The organism is Microcoleus sp. K5-D4 (assembly GCF_036704575.1).
Taxonomy (GTDB): domain Bacteria; phylum Cyanobacteriota; class Cyanobacteriia; order Cyanobacteriales; family Microcoleaceae; genus Microcoleus.
In genome coordinates this window covers 66967-88822 of sequence record NZ_JAUBSD010000013.1, presented here as the reverse complement: position 1 = coordinate 88822, position 21856 = coordinate 66967, and the positions used below count along the sequence as shown (strand labels likewise).

The window sequence follows — 21856 nt, the reverse complement described above, 5'->3', positions numbered from 1 at the left end:
TACAATTATGAGTTAGCTTTCAGATCTAAAATTCAAAACCTTTAATTATAACATAGATTTTTTTTGCAAGAGGTCTATTCATACCGTGACTCAGCAAAGCCCAGAATCTATATCCCTCAATATGAAATCCGCCGAACAAAATAGTGGTTCCACAAGAGTCACACTTTTTCATACTGCGATTTCATAAAATTGAAGGAAGCCTTGATACACCTCTAGTTGAGCTTATTTACCAACACCCGCTGGCTGCTGACGGTTTCGCACTTCCAGAAAAATCAACAAAGCATTAACATCAGCCGGATTTACCCCACCAATTCTGGCAGCTTGGCCAATAGTCAGCGGTTTCACCTTAGCCAACTTTTCCCGCGATTCTTTGGAGAGAGTTGTAATTGCCATGTAATCTAAATCTGCGGGCAATTGTCGGCGTTCGTGTTTGGCAATGTCATCGATTTGATTTTGCTGTCTTTGCAGGTAGCCGGAATATTTGATGTCAATTTCTGCACCATCTTTTTCAGCCAACTTCAGAGTAGAATTGCCTAAGTTGTAGCGTTCCAAATCCACATAATGAAAGCCAGGACGACGCAACAAATCAGCCAGAGTAATTGAACCTTTAATCGCTTGTTGAGTGTCTGCAAAAATTGCCTTGCCTACTTCCTCGTGCTCTTTCACCCGCGTCGAGTACAAGCGTTCCTTCTCTGCCACAATATTAGCTTGTTTGCGATCGAACAACTCCCACCGGCGATCGTCAATCAAACCAATTTCCCGTCCCAGCGGCGTCAAGCGTTGGTCAGCATTGTCCGATCGCAATAATAGCCGATATTCCGATCGCGAAGTCAACATCCGGTAAGGTTCCCGCAAATCCTTCGTACACAAATCATCGATCAAAGTGCCGATATAACTTTGCTCGCGAGGAAACACAATCATCTCCTGATTTTTTGCAAACCTGGCTGCATTAATCCCCGCCACGAGCCCCTGTGCAGCCGCCTCCTCATATCCAGTTGTACCGTTCACCTGACCCGCGCAAAACAGCCCTTCAATCTTCTTAGTCATGAGTGTTGGAAAGCACTGAGTAGCCGGCAAATAATCGTACTCCACAGCATAAGCAGGGCGCATCATCTCGCACTTTTCCAAACCCGGAAGAGTCCGCAGCATTTGCAATTGCAAATTTTCCGGTAAACCAGTAGAAAATCCTTGGATATAAAGTTCAGGAATATCTCTACCTTCCGGTTCAATAAAAATCTGGTGACTTTCCTTATCGGCAAACCGTACAATCTTATCTTCAATACTCGGACAATAGCGCGGCCCCTTAGCATCAACCCAGCCGCCGTAGACTGGAGAAAGATGCAAATTGTCTCTAATTAACTGATGAGTAGCTGGCGTAGTTCGAGTCAAATAACAAGGCATTTGTTCGCGTTCTATCCAGACTTCTGGATCGAAACTAAACCAGCGAACCTCTGCATCTCCCGGCTGCGGTTCTAGGTTGGTATAATCCAGAGTACGCTTGTCAACTCTTGCCGGAGTTCCTGTTTTTAACCTGCCTGTTTCAAAGCCCAAACGATTGAGAGTTTCCGTCAATCCAACGGCGGCAAATTCTCCCGCACGTCCGGCGGGCATCGACTTATTGCCTACCCAAATTGTGCCACCTAAAAAAGTACCTGTGGTCAGAATTACTGCTTTGCATTCAAAGGCGACGCCGAAGTATGTTTCTACTCCGATAACTTCTTCGTTTTTGCCCAAAACTAAGTCTGTTACCATCGCTTCGCGGATGGTCAAATTCTCTTGATTTTCGACAATATTATTCATTACAGCGGCGTATTCCCGCTTGTCAGTTTGTGCTCGCAGGGCCCACACTGCGGGGCCTCTCGAAGCGTTGAGGACGCGCTTTTGTAAGTAGGTGCGATCGGCCATTTTGCCAATTTCCCCGCCTAACGCATCAACTTCGTTAGTGAGTTGGGTTTTAGCCGGGCCGCCGACAGCCGGATTGCAAGGTTGCCACGCAATTTTGTCGAGGTTGAGGGTGAGGAGAAGGGTGCGACAGCCGAGGCGAGAAGTGGCGAGGGCTGCTTCGCAGCCGGAGTGTCCGCCACCTACTACGATGATGTCGAAACTGTCTTGGAATGGAACTGGAGTTTGTGCGGTCATTCGATTTTAGATTTTAGATTTTAGATTTTAGATTTTAGATTTTAGATTGAATAGGTGACTCCACGGATTAATCTGGGGGCTTGTATCCTGGATGTTTGCGCTCAATATAAGCGCCGGTGAGAGATGGGGTTTTAGTCTTGTCTTTATTCTAGTATAACTTACAGGCTAAAAAACACTTATAATGTAACGCTTATGTCAAAAAGTTACCATCAGGCAAGATGACGATTTTATTTTATGTTGATGAAGGTGGCACTGGCTGGAAAGATATGGAGACAAATTTCTTTTTTTTAGCTAGCTTTGCTATCCATGTCCAGCACTGGTCACAAATGGATAGACAATTTTCAGCACTTAAAAAAGAGCTATTTAGTGGGAGGGAACCTGAAGACTGGGAACTTAAGGGGCGCGATATTTGGCAAGGTGTGGGTTCATTTAAGAATTTTCCAAGGAAATTTCGTCTTCAAGCGTTCAAGGAAGTTTCAGAAACTATGAGTCAGTTACCTTGCCATATCTTCGCTGTTCAAGTCAACAAAAAAAGATTGCGCGAAACCAGTGAAGATATTAAAGATGAAACTGGTTTGTATCGCTTAGCTTTCAATCAATTATTAGAGCAGCTAGATGCTTATCTAAAGCAATATAACGAAACTGGAATATTACTTATGGATTCGCGCTCAACTCAGCATACCAGTATTCAGGATGGGAGATTGCTCAAAGTGTATCGAGATTGGAAGTTACAAAAAAACTCTTCTAACTTTGTGGAACTACCTTTGTTTGGCTTCTCAGAATTTTACACGGGTTTGCAGCTAGCAGATTATGTGGTGTACTTGATCGATCGTTATTCAAAGGAAGCAGAGACAGCCAGTGGTCATACTGAATTGGAGGAAGCCTTCAATCTACTTGAGCCGAAAATGCAGTTGTTGAAAATTCCTATTCTCCAGTCTAAAATCCACTTTGAAGACCGCTAAAATGAAGGGTAAGTTTAAATGCGAATCCACGACTATAATAGCCGTGGATTTCGCCCTTACTGAGTGTTTAAAAGAACACTCTACGCCTTGGCAGGGCGTTGTTTTGTCAACCGGGGTATTGTTATAAAACATCTTTGTGTTTCAGCTTGACAGGCGCACGGTATCTCAACCGTACCATACCTCCCCGTGCAGTTCGGGGCACCTTGTCTCTGACAGGCGCACGGTATCTCAACCGTACCATACCTCCCCGTGCAGTTCGGGGCACCTGTCATTTAATACCATTATATAGTATATTAAAAGGTTTGGTAAAATATCGAACGATCATAATTGAGGCATATTAATCGAGATTAAGATGATGCGATCGACAGCAAGCGACTAAAAGAGCCAAATTACCACAACCTTGTTATCGCCACAATACACATTTGAATGGTTAGAACTTCCTGAACCAAGCGAGGCGCTGTGAGGAGTCTTCCTTCTCGAAATACTAGGAATTCCACTCGACTTGAAAAATCTAAGATTGGAAGTTTTGCCGATTAACCAGACCGAAACATATCTGACAATTAGGTAAATTTACCCCCAACAGCTTGCAGATTACCTACATCTTCTCTACTATTCCTTCGCCTAACGCGCCTTCGCGGTTCAATAAATTCCGTACTGTTGCAGTTTTGCGCTATGTTAGACAAAAAAATCTCAACAAGCGTACACAAGTGAAATACTTCTTCTTATCCGACGGCTGGAAAGTTGGGCGCGTCTGGGGCGTAGGTGGCGAGTGGAGTCACGCCGCCTGGAGGCGGCCGCCGGACATCAAACAGCTCAACCTCTGTCTTTTCGATCGCAACGAAAAAATGTGGCTCTACCGGGTAGAAGACGCTGTACTTATGGTAGAAGTCCAACCAGCAGTCCGTCCCGATCCCGCCGATCCCGCCAAAAATATCGGCAACGTTACCCTCACCAGACTGATCGATGCCGAGCAAGTCCTCGAACGCCTCGGGACGATCGCCGCCCGCTGCGAAATGGGCAACCCGCAACTAATGTAATGCTCAACATATTGCAATCGGTTCTAACACTCGATACACTTCTTTAAATAACTTTCATTTTTATGCCTCCACCTTTGAAGGTAGATGGCAGTCGGCAAAAGGCAGAGTTTAAACCCTGCAGGTAACTGCTGGGGATTCAGAATCTGATTTTTCCGTAAAAATAGACATCATCACTTACACCTTGGAGAACCGCAGTCAATGGGACTACCCTGGTATCGCGTACACACAGTCGTCTTAAATGACCCAGGCCGATTGATTTCTGTACACTTAATGCACACAGCCCTCGTGGCAGGTTGGGCCGGCTCAATGGCCCTTTATGAACTAGCAGTTTTTGATCCCACAGACCCAGTTCTGAACCCGATGTGGCGTCAAGGGATGTTCGTGTTGCCCTTCATGACTCGCTTGGGAGTTACGGGTTCTTGGGGCGGTTGGAGCATCACTGGCGAAGGTAACGTCGATCCTGGCTTCTGGTCCTTTGAAGGCGTCGCCGTCGCTCACATCGTCCTCTCGGGCCTGCTGTTCTTAGCAGCAGTTTGGCACTGGGTATTCTGGGACTTAGAACTTTTCAGAGACCCTCGCACCGGTGAACCAGCCCTCGACTTGCCAAAAATGTTTGGGATTCACCTGTTCCTCTCCGGCTTGCTCTGCTTCGGCTTCGGCGCATTTCACCTTTCGGGACTTTTTGGTCCGGGAATGTGGGTGTCCGACCCCTACGGCTTGACCGGTCACGTCCAGCCAGTGGCGCCTTCTTGGGGCCCTGAAGGCTTCGATCCGTTCAATCCGGGCGGCATCGTGGCTCACCACATTGCAGCGGGCGTAGTCGGCGTAATTGCCGGTTTGTTCCACTTGACAGTGCGGCCGCCGGAACGTCTTTACAAAGCCCTGCGGATGGGGAATATCGAAACTGTACTTTCTAGCAGTATCGCTGCCGTGTTCTTTGCAGCCTTTGTGGTTGCGGGTACGATGTGGTACGGTTCTGCTGCAACTCCGATCGAACTTTTTGGCCCGACTCGCTATCAGTGGGACAGTGGCTATTTCCAACAAGAAATCGATCGCAGAGCTCAAGCTAGCTTGGCCGGTGGCCAAAGCTTCCAAGAAGCTTACGAACAAATTCCAGAAAAATTGGCTTTCTACGACTACGTGGGCAACTCTCCTGCTAAAGGCGGTTTGTTCCGGGCCGGCGCGATGGTCAATGGCGACGGTATTGCTAAATCTTGGCTGGGCCATCCAGTATTTACTGACAGCGAAGGTCGGGTATTGTCGGTTCGCCGCCTCCCCAACTTCTTTGAAACTTTCCCAGTAATTTTGACGGACAAAGATGGGGTCGTTCGTGCTGACATCCCCTTCCGCCGTGCTGAATCAAAATACAGCTTTGAACAAAGCGGAGTTACCGTCAGCTTCTACGGCGGCGAACTTAACGGTCAAACCTTTAATAATCCTCTAGATGTTAAGAAGTTTGCTCGCGCTGCTCAAAAAGGTGAAGTGTTTGAATTCGATCGCGAAACCTTGAACTCTGACGGGGTGTTCCGCACTTCGACTCGCGGTTGGTTCACTTTCGGACACGTTTGCTTTGCTTTGCTATTCTTCTTCGGCCATATCTGGCACGGTTCTCGGACAATCTTCCGCGACGTGTTTGCTGGAGTTGAGGCTGACCTGGAAGAACAAGTCGAGTGGGGCCTGTTCCAAAAACTGGGCGACGTGACCACCAGAAGACAAGAACCTCTCTAAATTTCGCCAGCCTCTGGGTAGAGGGGAAACTTCCCCGCTACACAAAAACCCGGTTTCTTCAAGAAACCGGGTTTTTTTAGTTAATAATAAAACCAACAATTAAGATAAAATAATACGGCAAGGGAAGATAGGGAAAATTTAACATGGAAAGTGTTGCTTACATTTTGATTCTGGCTTTAGCTATAGGCGTACTATTTTTTGCGATCGCCTTTCGGGAACCTCCCCGGATTGGCAAATAATTAGCTATACGCCTCCAGCAAGTCCAAAATATCCTGAACCGGACTGCGGTTAGCCCGCATCATAAGTGATCCTCTTCGAGGGCTGCGCTAACGAATTTGGTGCGGGACTATTTTACCGCTGTTTGCTAAGTTATTTTTCTAGTCCAGCCATTCATCAGACCCCAGGCGGTTAGATGAATGGCAATTTGCTGGCAATGCCTGTTAAAATCAGCAATCATGCGCTGTTCCTCCTGCCAACACACAAATAGTCGCGTTCTAGAATCGCGTTCAGCCGAATCAGGTCAAAGCATCCGTCGGCGGCGTGAGTGTTTGAGCTGCCAGCACCGCTTCACAACTTACGAACGCATAGAATTTGTGCCGATTACGGTGATCAAGCGGGACGGCAAGCGCGAATCTTTTGACAGGTCAAAATTAGTTAGGGGATTGATTCGGGCCTGCGAAAAAACAGGTTTGTCTTCCGGGCATCTAGAAACCCTAGCCGAAGAAATTGAGGCGCAACTCCAAGGTCGATCGCTCCGAGAAATCGGCAGTTCAGAAATTGGGGAACTGGTGCTGTTGCACCTGCGGCCGCTCAGCGAAGTTGCTTATGTCCGTTTTGCCTCCGTATATCGCCAATTTCGAGGCATCCGAGATTTTGTAGATACCCTAAATCACCTTCAGAATCCCCTCAACGAAGCTGAAGTTACAGAAACAGGGACAAGTTTTGACGCAGATTTGCCGGATGCCGAAGCAGTCGATCGAGAAAGCCCAGCATCCTGCGCTACTCCCAGCTAAGCTCGCTTAAATTAATTTTAAACCAGTATGCGTGTAAGTTATAATAGTCTACTTGACTCGGAATGTTAAGATTAAACGTTTTAACACAGAGTATGGAGTAACAGTAATGGCAAGCGCTGGTGTGCAGTTGCACCTGGCAAAAGTTAGCAAAAACTGACTTTAGTAAAAGATTTTGAAAAAAGTTAATCGCTTTTTCACCAAAATCTCGAATATCTGCCGGCACAAACGAAAAACATGAAGGAGAGAAATCCTAGGAAACTATTCGCATGGTCAATCTCAAAACCACAGTCAAAGACATCGGCTTTACTCACGAAGATTTTGCAGCCCTACTTGATAAATATGACTATCACTTTAGCCCGGGCGATGTAGTAGCGGGTACAGTTTTTAGTATAGAACCCAGGGGCGCTCTGATTGATATCGGTGCTAAAACAGCAGCGTACATTCCCATTCAGGAAATGTCGATCAATCGAGTCGAAAGCCCAGAAGAGGTATTGCAATCAAACGAAACCAGAGAATTTTTCATTCTAACCGATGAAAATGAAGACGGACAATTAACCCTGTCCATTCGGCGCATCGAGTATATGCGGGCGTGGGAAAGAGTGCGACAACTGCAAGCAGAAGATGCCACAGTACGATCGCAAGTATTTGCCACCAACCGCGGCGGCGCACTCGTGAGAATAGAAGGCTTGCGAGGCTTTATTCCCGGTTCTCACATCAGTACCCGCAAACCGAAGGAAGAATTAGTCGCCGAAGAATTACCATTAAAATTCTTAGAGGTAGACGAAGACCGCAACCGCCTAGTGTTGAGTCATCGTCGCGCCTTAGTTGAGCGCAAGATGAACCGCCTCGAAGTCGGGGAAGTCGTCATCGGTACAGTACGCGGTATCAAGCCTTACGGTGCTTTTATCGACATCGGCGGCGTCAGCGGCTTGTTGCACATCTCGGAAATTTCACACGATCACATCGATACGCCTCATAGCGTCTTCAATGTCAACGACGAAGTGAAAGTGATGATCATTGACTTGGATGCCGAGAGGGGCCGGATTTCTCTCTCCACCAAGCAGTTGGAACCGGAACCGGGCGCGATGGTCAAAAATCGCGAATTGGTATACGAAAAAGCTGAGGAAATGGCAGCTAAGTTCCGCGAGAAAATGCTGGCTCAAAAGCAAGCTAAAGCAGGCATAGACATTCCTGTAGACTCCATCGATGGTGATGACCTCTCCGACGAAATACTCGACGAAGATGTACCCTCAGCAATGGAAGAGGATCTGCCGGAAGTAGCACTGGAAGCAGCACCTGAAGCAGCACCCGAAGCAGCACCCGAAGCAGTATTAGATGTAGAGGAAGAAATCCCTCCTGCGACGGAAGAATAACATCACAGTTAGTGTGATTAAAAGAGGGAAAATTCCCTCTTTTTTTTTTATTTATATCGCTCTGTGACTGTTGACTGTGAGTCAAAAAAATGAAAATTGCGCGAATTATTTGTGGGCAGCTTGATACGACTTTACGCCCTACGATGAAGCGCGGATTTGATATCATTTCGAGGCAGCGGGAATTGATATTCGTCATTAGTCATTAGTCATTAGTCGCTGCTGGGTGGTTGACAATTCCCAATTCCCAATTCCCAATTCCCAATTCCCAATTCCCAATTCCCGATTGTTAATTACCGAGATTTAAGATATTACTGTAGACCGATGCACCGATCGCACTTTGAATCAAAACAAGTGAGAGCGCGATCGATCTGCCTAAATAGGCATGGCCTTCATGGTGCTAATTTGTTAACCTTTATAAAGGTCCAGAGACATGGGCACAGGTGCAAACTCATCAGAAAGAATTCTCACGGCAGAACTAGCCAGACGAGAAAAGTATAAAACCAAATTATTATAAATTTCTTGCCCTGACGCTCAAAGGCAAGTGGATCATGAACATCGCACTATTAAAAGAAAAATTAGAACAGCTCAAAAAACGTCCCAATTCTAGCAAAGGAACGATCGACCAAATCGAAAACTGGTTAACCAGTTCCCACATTTTGCAGAGATTGAGAATTAATCCTTACTACGTAGCAGGCGATACAGTCAAGAATGTTAAAAAAATTACTTCCGAATTTCTGCACGGAGTGAAAGCTGGTGTCTTCGACTTGCACTGGGATATTCACTGTCCCCACTGCAACATGATTACAGAAGAATTTAAAGACTTGGCAGACACATCAGAAATGTCTTTTTGCCCGATGTGCGATCGCGAGTTTAAAATTGATTTGCTCGATCGCGTCGAAGTTACTTTTTCCCTGAACAAAGAAATCGAAGACCCGCAACTGCGGCCCGTCTGCGCTCCCCCTCCCGTACTCCAGAGCAAACTGCAACTGGTAACGCCTTTATACTGCACTGAATCCGAGACTGTCACCTTAGAAGAAGGTAGATACCGCTACTGTTGTCCCCTGACTTTAGCTAAAGGGATTTTAAAGGTTGAAGGGGAAGGAACAGAAGACATACAAGAAATTAAACTCCAGCAGTTGGCCGGCCCAGATTTTGACAAACAAGAGCTTGTCGTGCGTCCGGGAAAAGTCAAGATAGAATTAACTAATACCGAGCACAATTTGTCCGGGTTGATTTTGCATTCAGATGAATTGCCCGATGAACTGACAGTAGAAAAACTGCCCCTGCGGCTGTCAGGAATGCAACTGCTTCATCACCCGGATTATAAGCGTTTGTTCGGCGATCAAGTAATATCGGAAAGAGAGCGAGTCAAGATTCGGGCGATTACTATTATGTTTACTGATATTACTGGTTCTACCAGAATGTACGAAACACTGGGAGATACTAAAGCTTACAATATTGTGCGCGATCATTTTGAAATTTTCTTTGAGTCGATCGAGAAATTTGGCGGTAAAGTCATTAAAACCATCGGCGATGCCGTCATGGCTTCCTTTATCAGCAACGAACAAGCAATTATGGCGGCCGTCGGTGCTGTGGCTTGTTTCAGAGAATACAATTCAACTCGCCAACAAACAGAGTGGATTCAAGTCAGAATTGGCATTCACCGAGGTACGGCTTTGCTGGTAAATCTCAATAATTCGATCGACTATTTTGGCTCCACAGTCAACAAAGCTGCCCGGATTCAAAATCTTTCTAAAAGTGACGAAGTTTCGTTTTCAGAAGAAGTTTACAGCGACCAAGCATTTTTGACAGCATTAAAAGCTGCTGGAGTGTCGGAAATTCACAAACGAGTTGAAGATTTAAAGGGCATACAAGGCGCACAAGTCACTTATACTGCTAGAATTAATACGGAATCAGTAATCGCACTTTCTGCTACACAGGTCGCTGAAAAAAGCTAAGTAGGTAAGCAGATATACTACTTAGTTATTGCCAGCCTCTCGTTGCGATCGTCCCGACAGCAGATAGAGTTCTTCGATCGCCCTCAGAGCATGGCTCCAACAGTTTAGCTCATCCGGAAGCGACTGCCGTTATAATGGCAACCTAAGCTCTGATAAAAATAGTCTGAATTAATCCGCCGCACGCTTACCAGATATGTTGGCGGCTCAATAACTGAAGTCGAGGACTTCACATCATGACTTCTCCTCAATTATCTCCAGAAAATACACCCGAATCGATCGCACCACCCGCCCTCAACATCGAACAATCAGCAAAAACCGATGCCCCCTTTCCCATAGTTGGGATTGCCGCCTCAGCAGGAGGGTTGGAAGCATTCACGCAGTTACTGAGCCATTTACCGAGCGATACGGGTATGGCGTTTGTGCTGATTCAGCATTTAGCCCCCGATCACAAAAGTCTGCTGAGCGAGATTCTCGCGAGAACGACGCAAATGCCTGTTAATGAGGTAAAAGACGGCATAGCTGTAGAGCCAAATCAAGTCTACGTTATTCCGCCCAACACCAAGATGGTGGTATCTAACGGCGCGCTGAAACTATCGCCCCGCGAGAAGATTTATGGCAAATATATGCCGGGAGATGCGTTTTTTACGTCATTGGCAGTCGATCGCGGACACAAAGCAATCGCCGTAGTATTATCCGGGGGAGACGGAGACGGTTCACTCGGGCTCAACGCCATCAAAGCAGCCGGAGGCATGACTTTTGCTCAATGTCAAGGCACGGCAAAATTCGATAGTATGCCGAATACCGCTGTTGCCACAGGCAATGTCGATTTCGTTTTGCCACCGGAAAAAATTGCCGAGGAATTGGCAAACTATAGTCGCAATCCCCTTCTCACTGGTCCGCTTCCCCTGACAAAAGTTGAGGAATCGCCCGAAGAGGGAGATGCCCTGGCAAGTATTTTTGCCCTGCTAAAATCGGCTACAGGCGTAGATTTCAGCCACTACAAACCCACGACGATCGCTCGACGTATCCAGCGGCGGATGGTGCTGTACAAGCTCGATAGCTTGGATGATTACGCCCAACATCTTCGGCACAATTCGGCTGAAGTCACAGCTTTGTATGAAGAAATCTTGATCCACGTTACCAGTTTCTTCCGTGACCCGGAAGCCTTTGAAAAGTTAAAAGAGCTGGTTTTCCCCACGATTACCCAAAATAAATCGGCCGAAACTCCGATTCGGGTTTGGGTGGCGGGATGTTCGACAGGTGAAGAAGTTTATTCGATCGCCATTTGCTTGTTAGAGTTTTTGGGCGATCGAGCTATCCAGCCACCGATCCAGATTTTTGCCACGGACATTGGCGAACAGGCGATCGGCAAAGCGAGGTCTGGCCTCTACTCAGAAAACCAGATGGTAGATGTTTCACCAGAGCGACGTACTCGCTTCTTTATTGCCCAAGAGGAAGGTAGCTATAGAATTAGCAAGGCAGTCCGCGAACTCTGTATATTTGCCCGACAAGACTTAGGCAGCGACCCGCCTTTTTCCAATCTCGATTTAGTTAGCTGTCGCAATGTGCTGATCTACTTGGGAGAGTCATTACAAAAAAAAGTGATGCCGATTTTCCATTACAGTCTTAACCCAACGGGCTTTCTCCTGTTAGGCACTTCTGAGAGTACCGGAGAATTTTCCTACTTGTTTACTTCAGTGGATAAAAAGTGTAAAGTTTATGCGAAAAATTTGACTGCGAGTCGTCCCACTTTTTCGTTTACGCCGAGTTCCTATCCCGTCGCTAAAGCTGCTCAACAGCAGGGAGCGAATGAAGAAAAATTAATGAATAGCTTTGACTTACAGCGAGCAACTGACCAACTGATTTTGAATCGCTATTCCCCACCAAGTGTGGTTGTCAACGAGCAGATGAAAATCATCCAACTGCGGGGAGACATCGATCCTTACTTGAGAGTGGTAGCCGAAACGCTCGACTTAAACTTGCTGGCAATGGTAAGGGCAGGCTTGCTGGTTGAGCTTCGCACCGCGATTTATCAGGCACAAACGCAGAACGTAACCATTAGGAAAGAAGGGGTATTGCTTGAATCGGGCGGACGATCGAGTCTCGTCAATTTTGAGGTGATGCCCTTCCCGCCACAGGCAGTCGAAGGACGCTACTTTTTGGTGGTATTTGAAGAGGCTTTACCGCCGGTGCTTAACTTCAGCACCCTCCCTTCTGAAAGCTTCGAGCAAGCTGATTTAGTGCGCGAAATTGAGCTGCAGAGGCAGCAACTTGCAGTCGCTAACCAAGAAAAAAATGCCGCTCAAGCCCAACTGCAAGCGGTGATCCAGGCTCAGGAAAGTCTCAACCAAGACCTCAAAGTTGCGAACGAAGAAATCCTATCGAGCAACGAGGAGTTGCAAAGCACCAACGAGGAGTTAGAAACTGCCAAAGAAGAGATTCAAGCCACTAATGAGGAACTCACTACCACTAACGAGGAACTTCGCAGCCGAAATATTGAACAAAGCCTCGTCAATAACGATCTGATAAATTTGCTTTCCAGTATCAATATCCCTATCTTAATGCTGACAAACGATTTACAGATTCGACGTTTTACGCCAACGGCACCGCAAATTTTTAGTCTGATTCCGACAGATATTGGACGACCCTTTAGCGACATCCGATCGACTCTGAACGCTCCCGACTTGGAACAGATGATTTTGGAGGTGATTGATACTCTCCAGACGAAAGAACAAGAAGTTCAAACTTTATCGGGATATTGGTACAACCTCCGCATTCGTCCTTACCGGACAACGGAAAACCTGATTGACGGTGTGGTCATGGTTTTGATAGATATTGACGCGCTCAAACGCAGTACCAAAACCTTAGAGGCAGCACGAAATTATGCTGAGGCGATCGTGGAAACTGTGCAAACGCCTTTAGTCGCGCTAGATGCTAATTTCCGAGTGAATAAAGCAAATCGAGCCTTCTATAAAACGTTTCAGGTTTCATCCTCAGAAATAGCGAAATGTTCGCTGTTTGAGCTAGGAAACGGGCAGTGGAATATCCCCCAATTACGATGGATATTGGAAGATATTCTCGTTAGCGATGTTCAGCTTCAAAACTTTGAGTTGGAGCACGTTTTTGAGCAGATAGGGCAGAAAACTATGCTGCTTAATGCTTGTAAACTTCAACAAGAAGACCAAGCTTTAATGATTCTGTTGTCGATCGAGGATATCACCGAGCGCAAGCAGTTGGAGATACTACGATGGCAGTTATTGGAGCAGGAACAGTTGGCCCGCCAACAAGCAGAAAGTGCTAACCGTGCTAAAGATGAATTTCTCGCGAATCTCTCCCACGAACTCCGCAATCCCCTGACTCCGATCCTGGGATGGGCAAAACTCCTCCGCTCCGGCGTGCTGGAAGAAGCAGCGGCTAATCGCGCTCTAGAAGTGATCGAGCGCTGCGCTAGGACGCAATCTCAGTTAATCGAAGATATCCTGGATATTGCCAGGATTACCAGCGGCAAGCTCGCTCTTAATAGCAGTTTGATGGATCTGGTTTTGGTGGTGCAAGCTGCGCTGGATGGGGTTCAATTATCAGCGGAGGCAAAAAACATTGAAATTGTTTCGCAGTTGAGTGGTGCAACTGTTTTAGGCGATGCTGATAGATTGCAACAAGTTGTGTGGAATCTTCTGTCTAATGCCATTAAGTTTACTCCTGCGGGGGGACGAGTAGAAGTCACGCTGTCGGCGATCGAGAATCAGGCTCAACTTCAAATCAGCGACACGGGAAAAGGCATTCGGGCAGACTTTTTGCCGTATATTTTCGATCGTTTCCATCAAGCCGATTTCACCAGCACTAAGCAGAATCAAGGGCTAGGATTGGGTTTGTCGATCGTGCGCCATCTGGTAGAATTGCACGGAGGAACGGTGCAAGCCGAAAGTCCGGGTGAGGGACAAGGAACTACACTGACTGTGAGATTGCCGCTGCGATTTTTGCCTCAAGAGTTGACTTCGACAATCAATTTAAAGTCAACTGTTTTGGTAGGGTCTTTAAACCCCTCAAATGATGTCGTCCCCTCTCTCGAAGGCTTGCACGTTTTAGTTGTAGACGATCAGATCGATACCCGGGAACTCTTAGAATTTGTGCTCAAAAGCTACGGGGCGGAGGTTTCGACGGTGGAATCTGCCAGAAGTGCGATCGTTGCTATGAAGGAAAACCCCGGCAGATATGACGTGCTAATCTCGGATATCGGAATGCCAGAGGATGATGGGTATTTCTTAATTCGAGAAGTGCGAGCTCTTGCTGCAGAAGCCGGAGGAGAAATCCCAGCCGTGGCGCTGACTGCTTATGCGAGCGATCGAGAACGCTCTAGAGCGATCCAAGCCGGTTTTCAAATGCATATTTCCAAACCTGTCCAGCCCGATCAAATATCATTAATAGTTGCCAATTTAGCGGGAAGATCTTAAATATTTTGGAGTTGTGATTTATGATGTTTGAGATTAAATTAGGCAGTTAAACTATTGTCCCCCCCTTCTTCAGGGGGGTTAGGGGGGATCGATCCGAGATTAGGAGGATGATGACCAAATACGCTGGCGTTAATACCAATTTAACGTGAAGTTGCACATATCTCGCTCCCCCTAAATCCCCCTGATTGTTGGGGGACTTTGATCGGAATCTTGTCCCCCCCTTATTAAGGGGGGCTAGGGGGGATCGAGATATGTGCAGCCTCATAAAAAATTGGTATAACACTCCTTATCCCCCGGAGATCCCCCTCGCATCCCCCTTAAGAAGGGGAGTAGGGGTTGACTTTGAGAAGAGTATTGTCCCCCCTTTTTAAGGGGGGAGCGATCCGAGATTAGGAGGATGATGACCAAATTAAACGACTCGAATTTCCACCTACCTTACAACCCAAAACTGATCCCTATCGCCAAGGAACTTCGGAAAAATCCAACTCCAGCCGAAAAGAAACTTTGGGAAGATTTTCTGAGAAATTTCCCTTTTCGAGTTTTGAGACAGCGACCTATCGACAATTTTATTGTAGATTTTTATTGTGCTGCTTTGAGATTGGTAATTGAAGTTGATGGCGAGAGTCATTTTACCGAACAGGGGAAACAATATGATGCGGAAAGAACAGGGATTTTCGAGGGGTATGGACTGCAAGTTGTCAGGTTTACGAATGTTGATGTGTTGCAGTGTTTTGAGGGAGTTTGTCAGGAGTTGTTGAGTGCGTGCGATCGTCATTCTTAGGGCCAGATCCCCCCTAACCCCTTTTAATAAGGGGAGACAAGAGTGCGATCGGGCATCTCGTAATAGTTAAGGCCAGATCCCCCCTTAATAAGGGGGGGACAAGAGAGTTAGGTTGCGCTAAAAACAATTGCTAAAAATACCACAATATGAGACTATACAAAAAAATATAATAATTACGGAGTTCAGATTCTTGGTAAATATTAAATGTCGGGGCATTACCTTCTCAAATATCGAAGCCGTAATCTTTGACAAAGACGGCACTCTAGAGGATTCTCAAGAATTTTTGAGACTGTTGGGGATGAAGCGATCGCGCCTCGCAGACGCTCAAATTCCGGGGGTTGGAGAGCCTTTACAAATGGCTTTTGGTATCGAAAGCGGCAGCATTGACCCCACGGGCTTGCTAGCAGTGGGCAGTCGCAGGGAAAACGAGATTGTTGCAGCGGGATACATCGCCGAAACCGGCAGGGGATGGCTGGAATCTTTAACTATTGCGCGCCGCGCTTTTGACGAAGCTGACGAAATGTTTAAAAATAGTGCTGTTTCTCCTTTATTTGTCGGCAGTTTGGAGGTGCTGAAATATCTTTCGGAAGCGGGTTTAAAACTGGGAATTCTTTCGGCGGCTACGACGGAGGTAGTGCAGAATTTTGTGAAACACCACGCATTAGGTGACTACATTCAGTTAGAAATGGGAGTGGATTCAACGGTTCACAAACCAGATCCGAAATTGTTTTTGGAAGCTTGTGAGAAACTCGGAGTAAATCCCGCAGCAACTTTGATGGTGGGAGATTCAGCGGGCGATATTCAGATGGGTAAAAATGCGGGCGCGGCCGGGTGTATCGGGATTTGTTGGGGGAAGGCGGAGGTTCGCCATTTGGAAAATGCGGATGTGGCGATCGCATCTTTGGATGAAATTAAAATTTTAGCAGATTGAGCAAACATCACATCGCCTGGGCAGGTTTTGCTTGGGAAAATCTCGCTTGTACCTGAGTCCAGATCCCCCCTAACCCCCCTTAAGAAGGGGGGGGAAAGAGTGTTCAAAGTCTCCCTTTTTAACGGGGGGACAATAGTCTTCTCTTTCGTCCCGTTAAGAAGGGGAGACAAGAAAGAGCATTCAAAGTCCCCCTTCTTAAGGGGGATTTAGGGGGATCTGGCCTCGGCTATAAGCGAGAGATACAAAGGTTTTTAATCTTAAGTTAACACGATAAAAAGCATTGCGGTGTCCCTACAGCTAACAACGCAAACCCAGAATTACGACATCTCTTTCAACGCCGTCAAGTTCGGCAACTTGTGGCAGATATCCCCACCGCTGAAAGCCAAATTTCTCAAACAATCTTACACTCGGCTGATTGTGAGCAAAAATTATTCCTATGAGAGTTTTAAGCTTCAATTCTGGACTCCGCACAATTGCCGATTGCAATAAATTTTGTCCGATTCCGCAGCGTTGGCGATCGGGTGCGACGTAGATGCTAACTTCTGCTGTATGCTGATAGGCGGCGCGTCCGTAGAAAAGCTGAAAACTCAGCCAGCCAACAATATTTTGTTCTGATTCCATTACCAAAATCGGCCAGGAATTGGGCGAGTGTTCTCTGTACCACGGCAGGCGGCTTTCGACTGAGACTGGTTTTAAATCTGCTGTGGCCATTCTGCCCGGTATTGCTGCGTTATATATTTGGACAATTGCTGGCAAATCGCTTTCTTCTGCGTCGCGAATTTTCATCGTTTGGTTGACTGTTGACTGTTGACTGTTAACTAATGACTAATAACTAAGGACTCTTGTACAGTTCCATAATATTGCTGAGGGCCATTCTTGAATTTGGTCCCAAAGTCAGCGGCGATGTGTGTCCTCGCTGCAAGTGTTCTGCCGCGGCACAGCCAATCATTGCGGCGTTGTCTGTACAATATTTTAATGGCGGAAACAATACTCGCAAGTTGTGTTTTGCTGCTGCTGCTTGTAAATTTTTTCGGAGTCCGCTGTTTGCTGCAACTCCCCCGCCCACTACAATAGTGGTAAGCCCGAAATTTACCGCACAGTCGATCGCTCTTTTTGTTAAACCCTTAGCTACAGTTTCCTGAAAGCTGGCCGCAATATCATTAATTGTAGAGGCAGGCAAGATGCCTTCAGCACCCACATTGTTATTTTGTCTCTTGAGTTTCTGTACTAATTGCAAAACTGCGGTTTTCAACCCGCTAAAACTGCTGTCGTAGGGATGGTAGCCGCCACCAGGCAAGGAAATTCTGCCTTCTGGTAGAGGGTATGCTTGGGGATTGCCAAGGGCGGCCAATTTGTCAATCAGTGGCCCGCCGGGATATCCTAGCTGCAACAGTCTCGCAACTTTATCAAAAGCTTCGCCGGCAGCGTCGTCGCGCGTGTGTCCTACAGTTTCGTAAACGCCGCAATCTTTGACGTAAATAAAGCTAGTGTGTCCCCCGGAAACTAACAAACACAAAAACGGTGGCTGCAAGTCGGGTTCGGTAAGGTAAGAAGCGTAGATGTGCCCTTCGAGGTGGTGGATGCCTAAAAAAGGTTTTTGATGGACTATTGCCAAGCTTTTCGCCGCTGTCAGCCCGACTAACAATGCACCTACTAAACCGGGGGCACAAGTCGCTGCAATGCCGTCAATTTCTGACCAACTGAGGTTTGCTTCACCGAGACACTGGGCAATTACCTGATTGAGCATTTCTAGGTGACTCCGCGAAGCCACTTCCGGCACAACCCCACCAAACTGCTCGTGGATTTTAATTTGCGATGCTACAACATTGCTGCAAACTTGACGATTCTTAACAATTGCTGCTGCTGTTTCGTCACAACTTGTTTCGATTGCGAAAATGGTTGCCATTAACTGGTAATTTTATTTGATAGGTTAGTTATTGCTAGCTTAACTAATTCGGCGCAAGTCCCCCGCTCTACCTGTACTCAGGTTATTGTTAAGGGATTTTTGCCCGATCGACAGGTAAGGTCATCATCTGATGCAATGAAGGAATATCCTCGCGGTATTGCTAGCTCAGCATTGACCTATGAAAACGGCAATCCCTCATTCTATTGGGCTTTGCCGCATCAATGATGGATACTTTACACTGTCAACAAACACGATCATCTGGATTCGAGATCGGCAAGTTGAAATGCTTGTACAAAAACTTATTGTTTTGTAACAAAAGGAAACAATTCCATGCGACGATTGTTTGCTGCAATTTTAGTGTTGAGTGTCTGGATCAGTTTTGCTCCAGTTGCTTCGGCTTACAATTTAGTGCCGTGCAAAGACTCTCCCGAATTCAAGGAACTGGCTAAAAATGCACGTTCTACCAATGGCGACCCGGCATCTGCGAAAGCAAGATTCGATCGCTATTCTCAAGCTATGTGCGGCCCGGAAGGATACCCCCACTTAATCGTAGACGGCAACTTGAGCAAAGCAGGGGACTTTTTGATTCCTAGCATACTGTTCTTGTATATCGCAGGTTGGATTGGTTGGGTCGGCCGTTCTTATCTGCAAGTTACCAAAAAATCAGCAACCCCAGAGGAAAAAGAGATTATTATCGACGTTCCTTTGGCAATCAAATGTATGCTGAGCGGCGTTTTATGGCCTCTGGCAGCTCTCACATCAATCACCAGCGGTGAAATGTTTGCGAAGGACGACGAAATTACTGTTTCCCCCCGCTAAAATTGGGAAATGGAGAAGAGCTAATAGCTAACAGTTAATTCATTAACTAGAAATTAGCAATTAGCGCTAGACTGATCGGCAATTACCAACTGTCTGGAATTTTCAGGAGCAGAATTCATGCAATACTTTGTCAAGTTTCTTTCGACAGCACCAGTATTGGCTATCCTTTGGATATCTATTCAAGCTGCGGCTTTAATTGAATTTAACCGCTTTTTCCCCGACCTGCTTTTCCATCCAATGCCTTAAGATTTGAGGGAAATTAGGTTGCAAAACCTAGGTAAAAGTTGAGAGTTTTGATTTTTGAATTATGAGTTACAGGTTAATTTAAAACTCAAATATCAAAACTCTCAAACCTACCAGTTCGTGCTATACAGCGCATAAATGGGTAAAATTCAAGGCTATCAACTATTTAGTTATCAAATTAGTTACAAATGACTAATGACTAATGACTAATGACTAATGACTATTGACTAATGACTATTGACTAATATTGTGAATCGATGAAGTCTTATCTCGCCGCAGCAATTCAAATGACTAGCTTGCCTGACCTGCAAAAAAATTTGGTTCAGGCAGAGGAATTAATCGACCTGGCAGTGCGTCGGGGTGCGGAGTTAGTTTCCTTACCAGAAAATTTTTCGTTTATGGGCGAAGAAGAGGAAAAGATTGCTTTAGCAGAGGCGATCGGACTCCAAAGCGAAAAATTCCTCAAAACGATGGCACAACGGTTCCAGGTAACGATTCTGGGCGGCGGATTTCCCGTGCCGACTCCAGGGGGCAAGGTATACAATACTTGTTTGCTGGTAGACCCAAACGGCACTGAAGTGGCAAGGTACAGAAAAGTACATTTGTTCGATGTGGATGTTCCCGACGGCATTACTTACAGGGAATCGAACACTGTGAAAGCTGGTGAAGATTTGCCATCGCTTTATGTGTCGCCGGATTTAGGGACGCTGGGACTTTCCGTGTGCTATGACGTGCGGTTCCCGGAAGTGTACAGGCATTTGTCGTACAAGGGGGCTGATATTTTGTTCGTGCCGGCGGCGTTTACCGCTTACACTGGCAAGGATCACTGGAAGGTTTTGTTGCAAGCTAGGGCGATCGAGAATACTTGTTATATGATTGCCCCAGCACAAACTGGCCGCCACTACGGTCGCCGTCAAACTCACGGTCACGCGATGATTATAGACCCTTGGGGTGTTGTGTTGGCGGATGCGGGAGAGGAACCGGGTGTGGCGATTGCAGAAATTAATCCCGATCGACTAGAACAAGTCCGCCGCCAGATGCCATCTCTGCAACACCGGGTTTTTCTTTGAAGGAATTTTGAGACCCAATGGGTCTCAAAATTTCAGTTCCCGTCAATCGATTTTAGATTTTAGATTTTAGAGGTTGCAGGGCGATCGGGAACACTGCGAAAGCAATTTTAGAATTGAAGAATCGACCCCATACCTGCTGGTACAAGATAATATAGTAACCGCTACATCGGTCTTGACATAAATAACATCATGAATAGATCCCGCGAGCCCTTGCTTCATCAACGGTTTGAGTCGGATACTAGAGTCTTTCTCAGTAACATCAGGTGTTCTGGGATATAGGGCACAGCGGGCGTACCTCACAAAGCGATCGAACTGCTATATGTAACTGTCAACTGTCAACTGCTATATATTGTTTAATACAGGTTCAATGACCGTGCAATTCTGCTAAAAGGCGAATTGGCGAAAGTAGAATTGCACGAAATGCGTCTTTTTGGAGAAATGAAACACACTCTTTCGGTTTTAGTTGAAGATGAAGCGGGTGTCCTCACTCGAATTGCTGGTTTGTTTGCCCGTCGGGGTTTTAATATTGAAAGTCTGGCCGTTGGCCCGGCGGAACAAGGGGGAGTTTCTCGGATTACGATGGTTGTACCCGGAGATGACCAAATTATCGAACAGTTGACAAAGCAACTGTACAAGTTGATTAACGTGCTTAAAGTTCAGGATATAACGGAAATTCCCTGTGTGGAACGGGAGTTGATGTTGCTGAAAGTTAATGCTGCTAGCGGGACGCGATCGGAGATCATTGAGTTAGCTCAAATTTTTAGAGCGCGAGTGGTGGATATTGGTGATGATACGCTGACATTGGAAGTTGTCGGAGATCCCGGTAAAATGGTGGCGATCGTCCAAGTTCTGAATAGATTTGGGATTAAGGAAATTGCTCGTACTGGGAAAATTGCCCTGACGCGGGAGTCGGGGGTAAATACTGAGTTTCTCAAATCTTTGGAAGCGAAAGTTTAAGTTAGTTGACTGTTGACTGTTGACTGTTGACTGTTGAGGGTTGACGGTTGACGGTTAACTTGTATTGGTCATTAATTAATTGTTTGCTATTAATTATTTAAACAAGCTAATATGGAAAGCTTTCAACAGCTACAAGTTTATCAATTAGCTGAAAAAATATCAAACGAAATATGGTTTATTGTTAAAAAATGGGACGAGTTTACGAAGGATACGATGGGCAAACAAATAGTACGATCGGCTGATAGTGTTGGTGCTAATATTGCAGAAGGACATGGACGCTATAGCTGCCAAGATAATCAGCGTTTTGTGAAAATTGCTCTTGGGTTCCTTAAACGAAACAAGACACTGGTTAAGACTTGACGGAGCTCGAAATCTTTTAACTCAAGAACAGATCGATCGCCTGCATCCCTTATTAAATGAACTTTCACCAAAACTCAATGCCTATCTTAATTCACTCAAACAAAAAGCCAAAGGTTAACAGTCAACAG

19 protein-coding genes are annotated in these 21856 nt (G+C 46.2%); 16 read left to right on the top strand and 3 right to left on the bottom strand.

Annotation, left to right across the window (positions count from 1 at the left end):
• Nucleotides 1-222: 222 nt before the first annotated feature.
• A complete protein-coding gene (gene mnmG / locus QUA77_RS06575; RefSeq protein ID WP_333037187.1) occupies nt 223-2139 on the bottom strand; it encodes a tRNA uridine-5-carboxymethylaminomethyl(34) synthesis enzyme MnmG in 1917 nt (638 codons plus the stop codon).
• A 218-nt stretch (nt 2140-2357) separates the two neighbouring features.
• On the opposite strand from mnmG, the gene QUA77_RS06570 reads away from it, so the two are divergent.
• From QUA77_RS06570 to QUA77_RS06525, 10 genes are all read left to right on the top strand, one after another.
• Nucleotides 2358-3101 (top strand): DUF3800 domain-containing protein, encoded by a 744-nt coding sequence (locus tag QUA77_RS06570; protein ID WP_333037186.1) that lies wholly within the window; start codon nt 2358-2360, stop codon nt 3099-3101.
• Nucleotides 3102-3808: 707 nt separating this feature from the next.
• Nucleotides 3809-4138, top strand: a complete 330-nt coding sequence (locus tag QUA77_RS06565) for a hypothetical protein (protein WP_333449623.1) — start codon at nt 3809-3811, stop codon at nt 4136-4138.
• A 198-nt stretch (nt 4139-4336) separates the two neighbouring features.
• Nucleotides 4337-5866 carry a photosystem II chlorophyll-binding protein CP47 gene (psbB, locus tag QUA77_RS06560; protein ID WP_333037184.1) on the top strand — a complete coding sequence of 510 codons (1530 nt, stop codon included), beginning with the start codon at nt 4337-4339 and terminating at the stop codon, nt 5864-5866.
• A 143-nt stretch (nt 5867-6009) separates the two neighbouring features.
• Nucleotides 6010-6105: a photosystem II reaction center protein T gene (locus QUA77_RS06555; protein WP_006635641.1), complete on the top strand. Its 96-nt coding sequence runs from the start codon at nt 6010-6012 to the stop codon at nt 6103-6105.
• 216 nt (nt 6106-6321) lie between these two features.
• Nucleotides 6322-6879, top strand: a complete 558-nt coding sequence (gene nrdR / locus QUA77_RS06550; RefSeq protein ID WP_333037206.1) for a transcriptional regulator NrdR — start codon at nt 6322-6324, stop codon at nt 6877-6879.
• Nucleotides 6880-7145: 266 nt separating this feature from the next.
• Entirely contained in the window at nt 7146-8252 is a 1107-nt protein-coding gene (locus QUA77_RS06545) for a 30S ribosomal protein S1 (RefSeq protein ID WP_333037183.1), read from the top strand.
• Nucleotides 8253-8800: 548 nt separating this feature from the next.
• Entirely contained in the window at nt 8801-10210 is a 1410-nt protein-coding gene (locus tag QUA77_RS06540) for an adenylate/guanylate cyclase domain-containing protein (RefSeq protein ID WP_333449621.1), read from the top strand.
• A gap of 233 nt (nt 10211-10443) precedes the next feature.
• Nucleotides 10444-14661, top strand: a complete 4218-nt coding sequence (locus QUA77_RS06535) for a chemotaxis protein CheB (protein ID WP_333449620.1) — start codon at nt 10444-10446, stop codon at nt 14659-14661.
• Between the two features lie 397 nt (nt 14662-15058).
• The gene (locus QUA77_RS06530; protein WP_333449619.1) at nt 15059-15442 is read left to right on the top strand and encodes an endonuclease domain-containing protein; all 384 of its coding nucleotides are present in this window, start codon (nt 15059-15061) and stop codon (nt 15440-15442) included.
• Between the two features lie 190 nt (nt 15443-15632).
• Nucleotides 15633-16373, top strand: coding sequence for an HAD family hydrolase (locus QUA77_RS06525; protein WP_333449618.1), 741 nt, complete (start codon nt 15633-15635; stop codon nt 16371-16373).
• Between the two features lie 297 nt (nt 16374-16670).
• On the opposite strand, the gene QUA77_RS06520 is transcribed toward QUA77_RS06525, so the two are convergent.
• Nucleotides 16671-17159, bottom strand: coding sequence for an N-acetyltransferase family protein (locus tag QUA77_RS06520; RefSeq protein ID WP_333449617.1), 489 nt, complete (start codon nt 17157-17159; stop codon nt 16671-16673).
• Nucleotides 17160-17205: 46 nt separating this feature from the next.
• The gene (gene tsaD / locus QUA77_RS06515; protein WP_333449616.1) at nt 17206-18279 is read right to left on the bottom strand and encodes a tRNA (adenosine(37)-N6)-threonylcarbamoyltransferase complex transferase subunit TsaD; all 1074 of its coding nucleotides are present in this window, start codon (nt 18277-18279) and stop codon (nt 17206-17208) included.
• Nucleotides 18280-18609: 330 nt separating this feature from the next.
• Here tsaD and QUA77_RS06510 point away from each other — a divergent pair, with 330 nt between their 5' ends.
• From QUA77_RS06510 to QUA77_RS06485, 6 genes are all read left to right on the top strand, one after another.
• A complete protein-coding gene (locus QUA77_RS06510) occupies nt 18610-19098 on the top strand; it encodes a Photosystem I reaction center subunit III (RefSeq protein WP_333037176.1) in 489 nt (162 codons plus the stop codon).
• Nucleotides 19099-19215: 117 nt separating this feature from the next.
• A complete protein-coding gene (gene psaJ / locus QUA77_RS06505; protein WP_333037175.1) occupies nt 19216-19344 on the top strand; it encodes a photosystem I reaction center subunit IX in 129 nt (42 codons plus the stop codon).
• Nucleotides 19345-19598: 254 nt separating this feature from the next.
• Nucleotides 19599-20411 (top strand): carbon-nitrogen hydrolase family protein, encoded by an 813-nt coding sequence (locus QUA77_RS06500; protein ID WP_333037174.1) that lies wholly within the window; start codon nt 19599-19601, stop codon nt 20409-20411.
• A gap of 438 nt (nt 20412-20849) precedes the next feature.
• A complete protein-coding gene (gene ilvN, locus QUA77_RS06495) occupies nt 20850-21368 on the top strand; it encodes an acetolactate synthase small subunit (RefSeq protein ID WP_041622928.1) in 519 nt (172 codons plus the stop codon).
• Nucleotides 21369-21479: 111 nt separating this feature from the next.
• Nucleotides 21480-21728 carry a four helix bundle protein gene (locus QUA77_RS06490; RefSeq protein WP_333037173.1) on the top strand — a complete coding sequence of 83 codons (249 nt, stop codon included), beginning with the start codon at nt 21480-21482 and terminating at the stop codon, nt 21726-21728.
• Nucleotides 21682-21846 (top strand): four helix bundle protein, encoded by a 165-nt coding sequence (locus tag QUA77_RS06485; protein WP_333037172.1) that lies wholly within the window; start codon nt 21682-21684, stop codon nt 21844-21846. Before QUA77_RS06490 ends, QUA77_RS06485 begins: the two co-directional genes overlap by 47 nt.
• Nucleotides 21847-21856 lie beyond the last annotated feature (10 nt).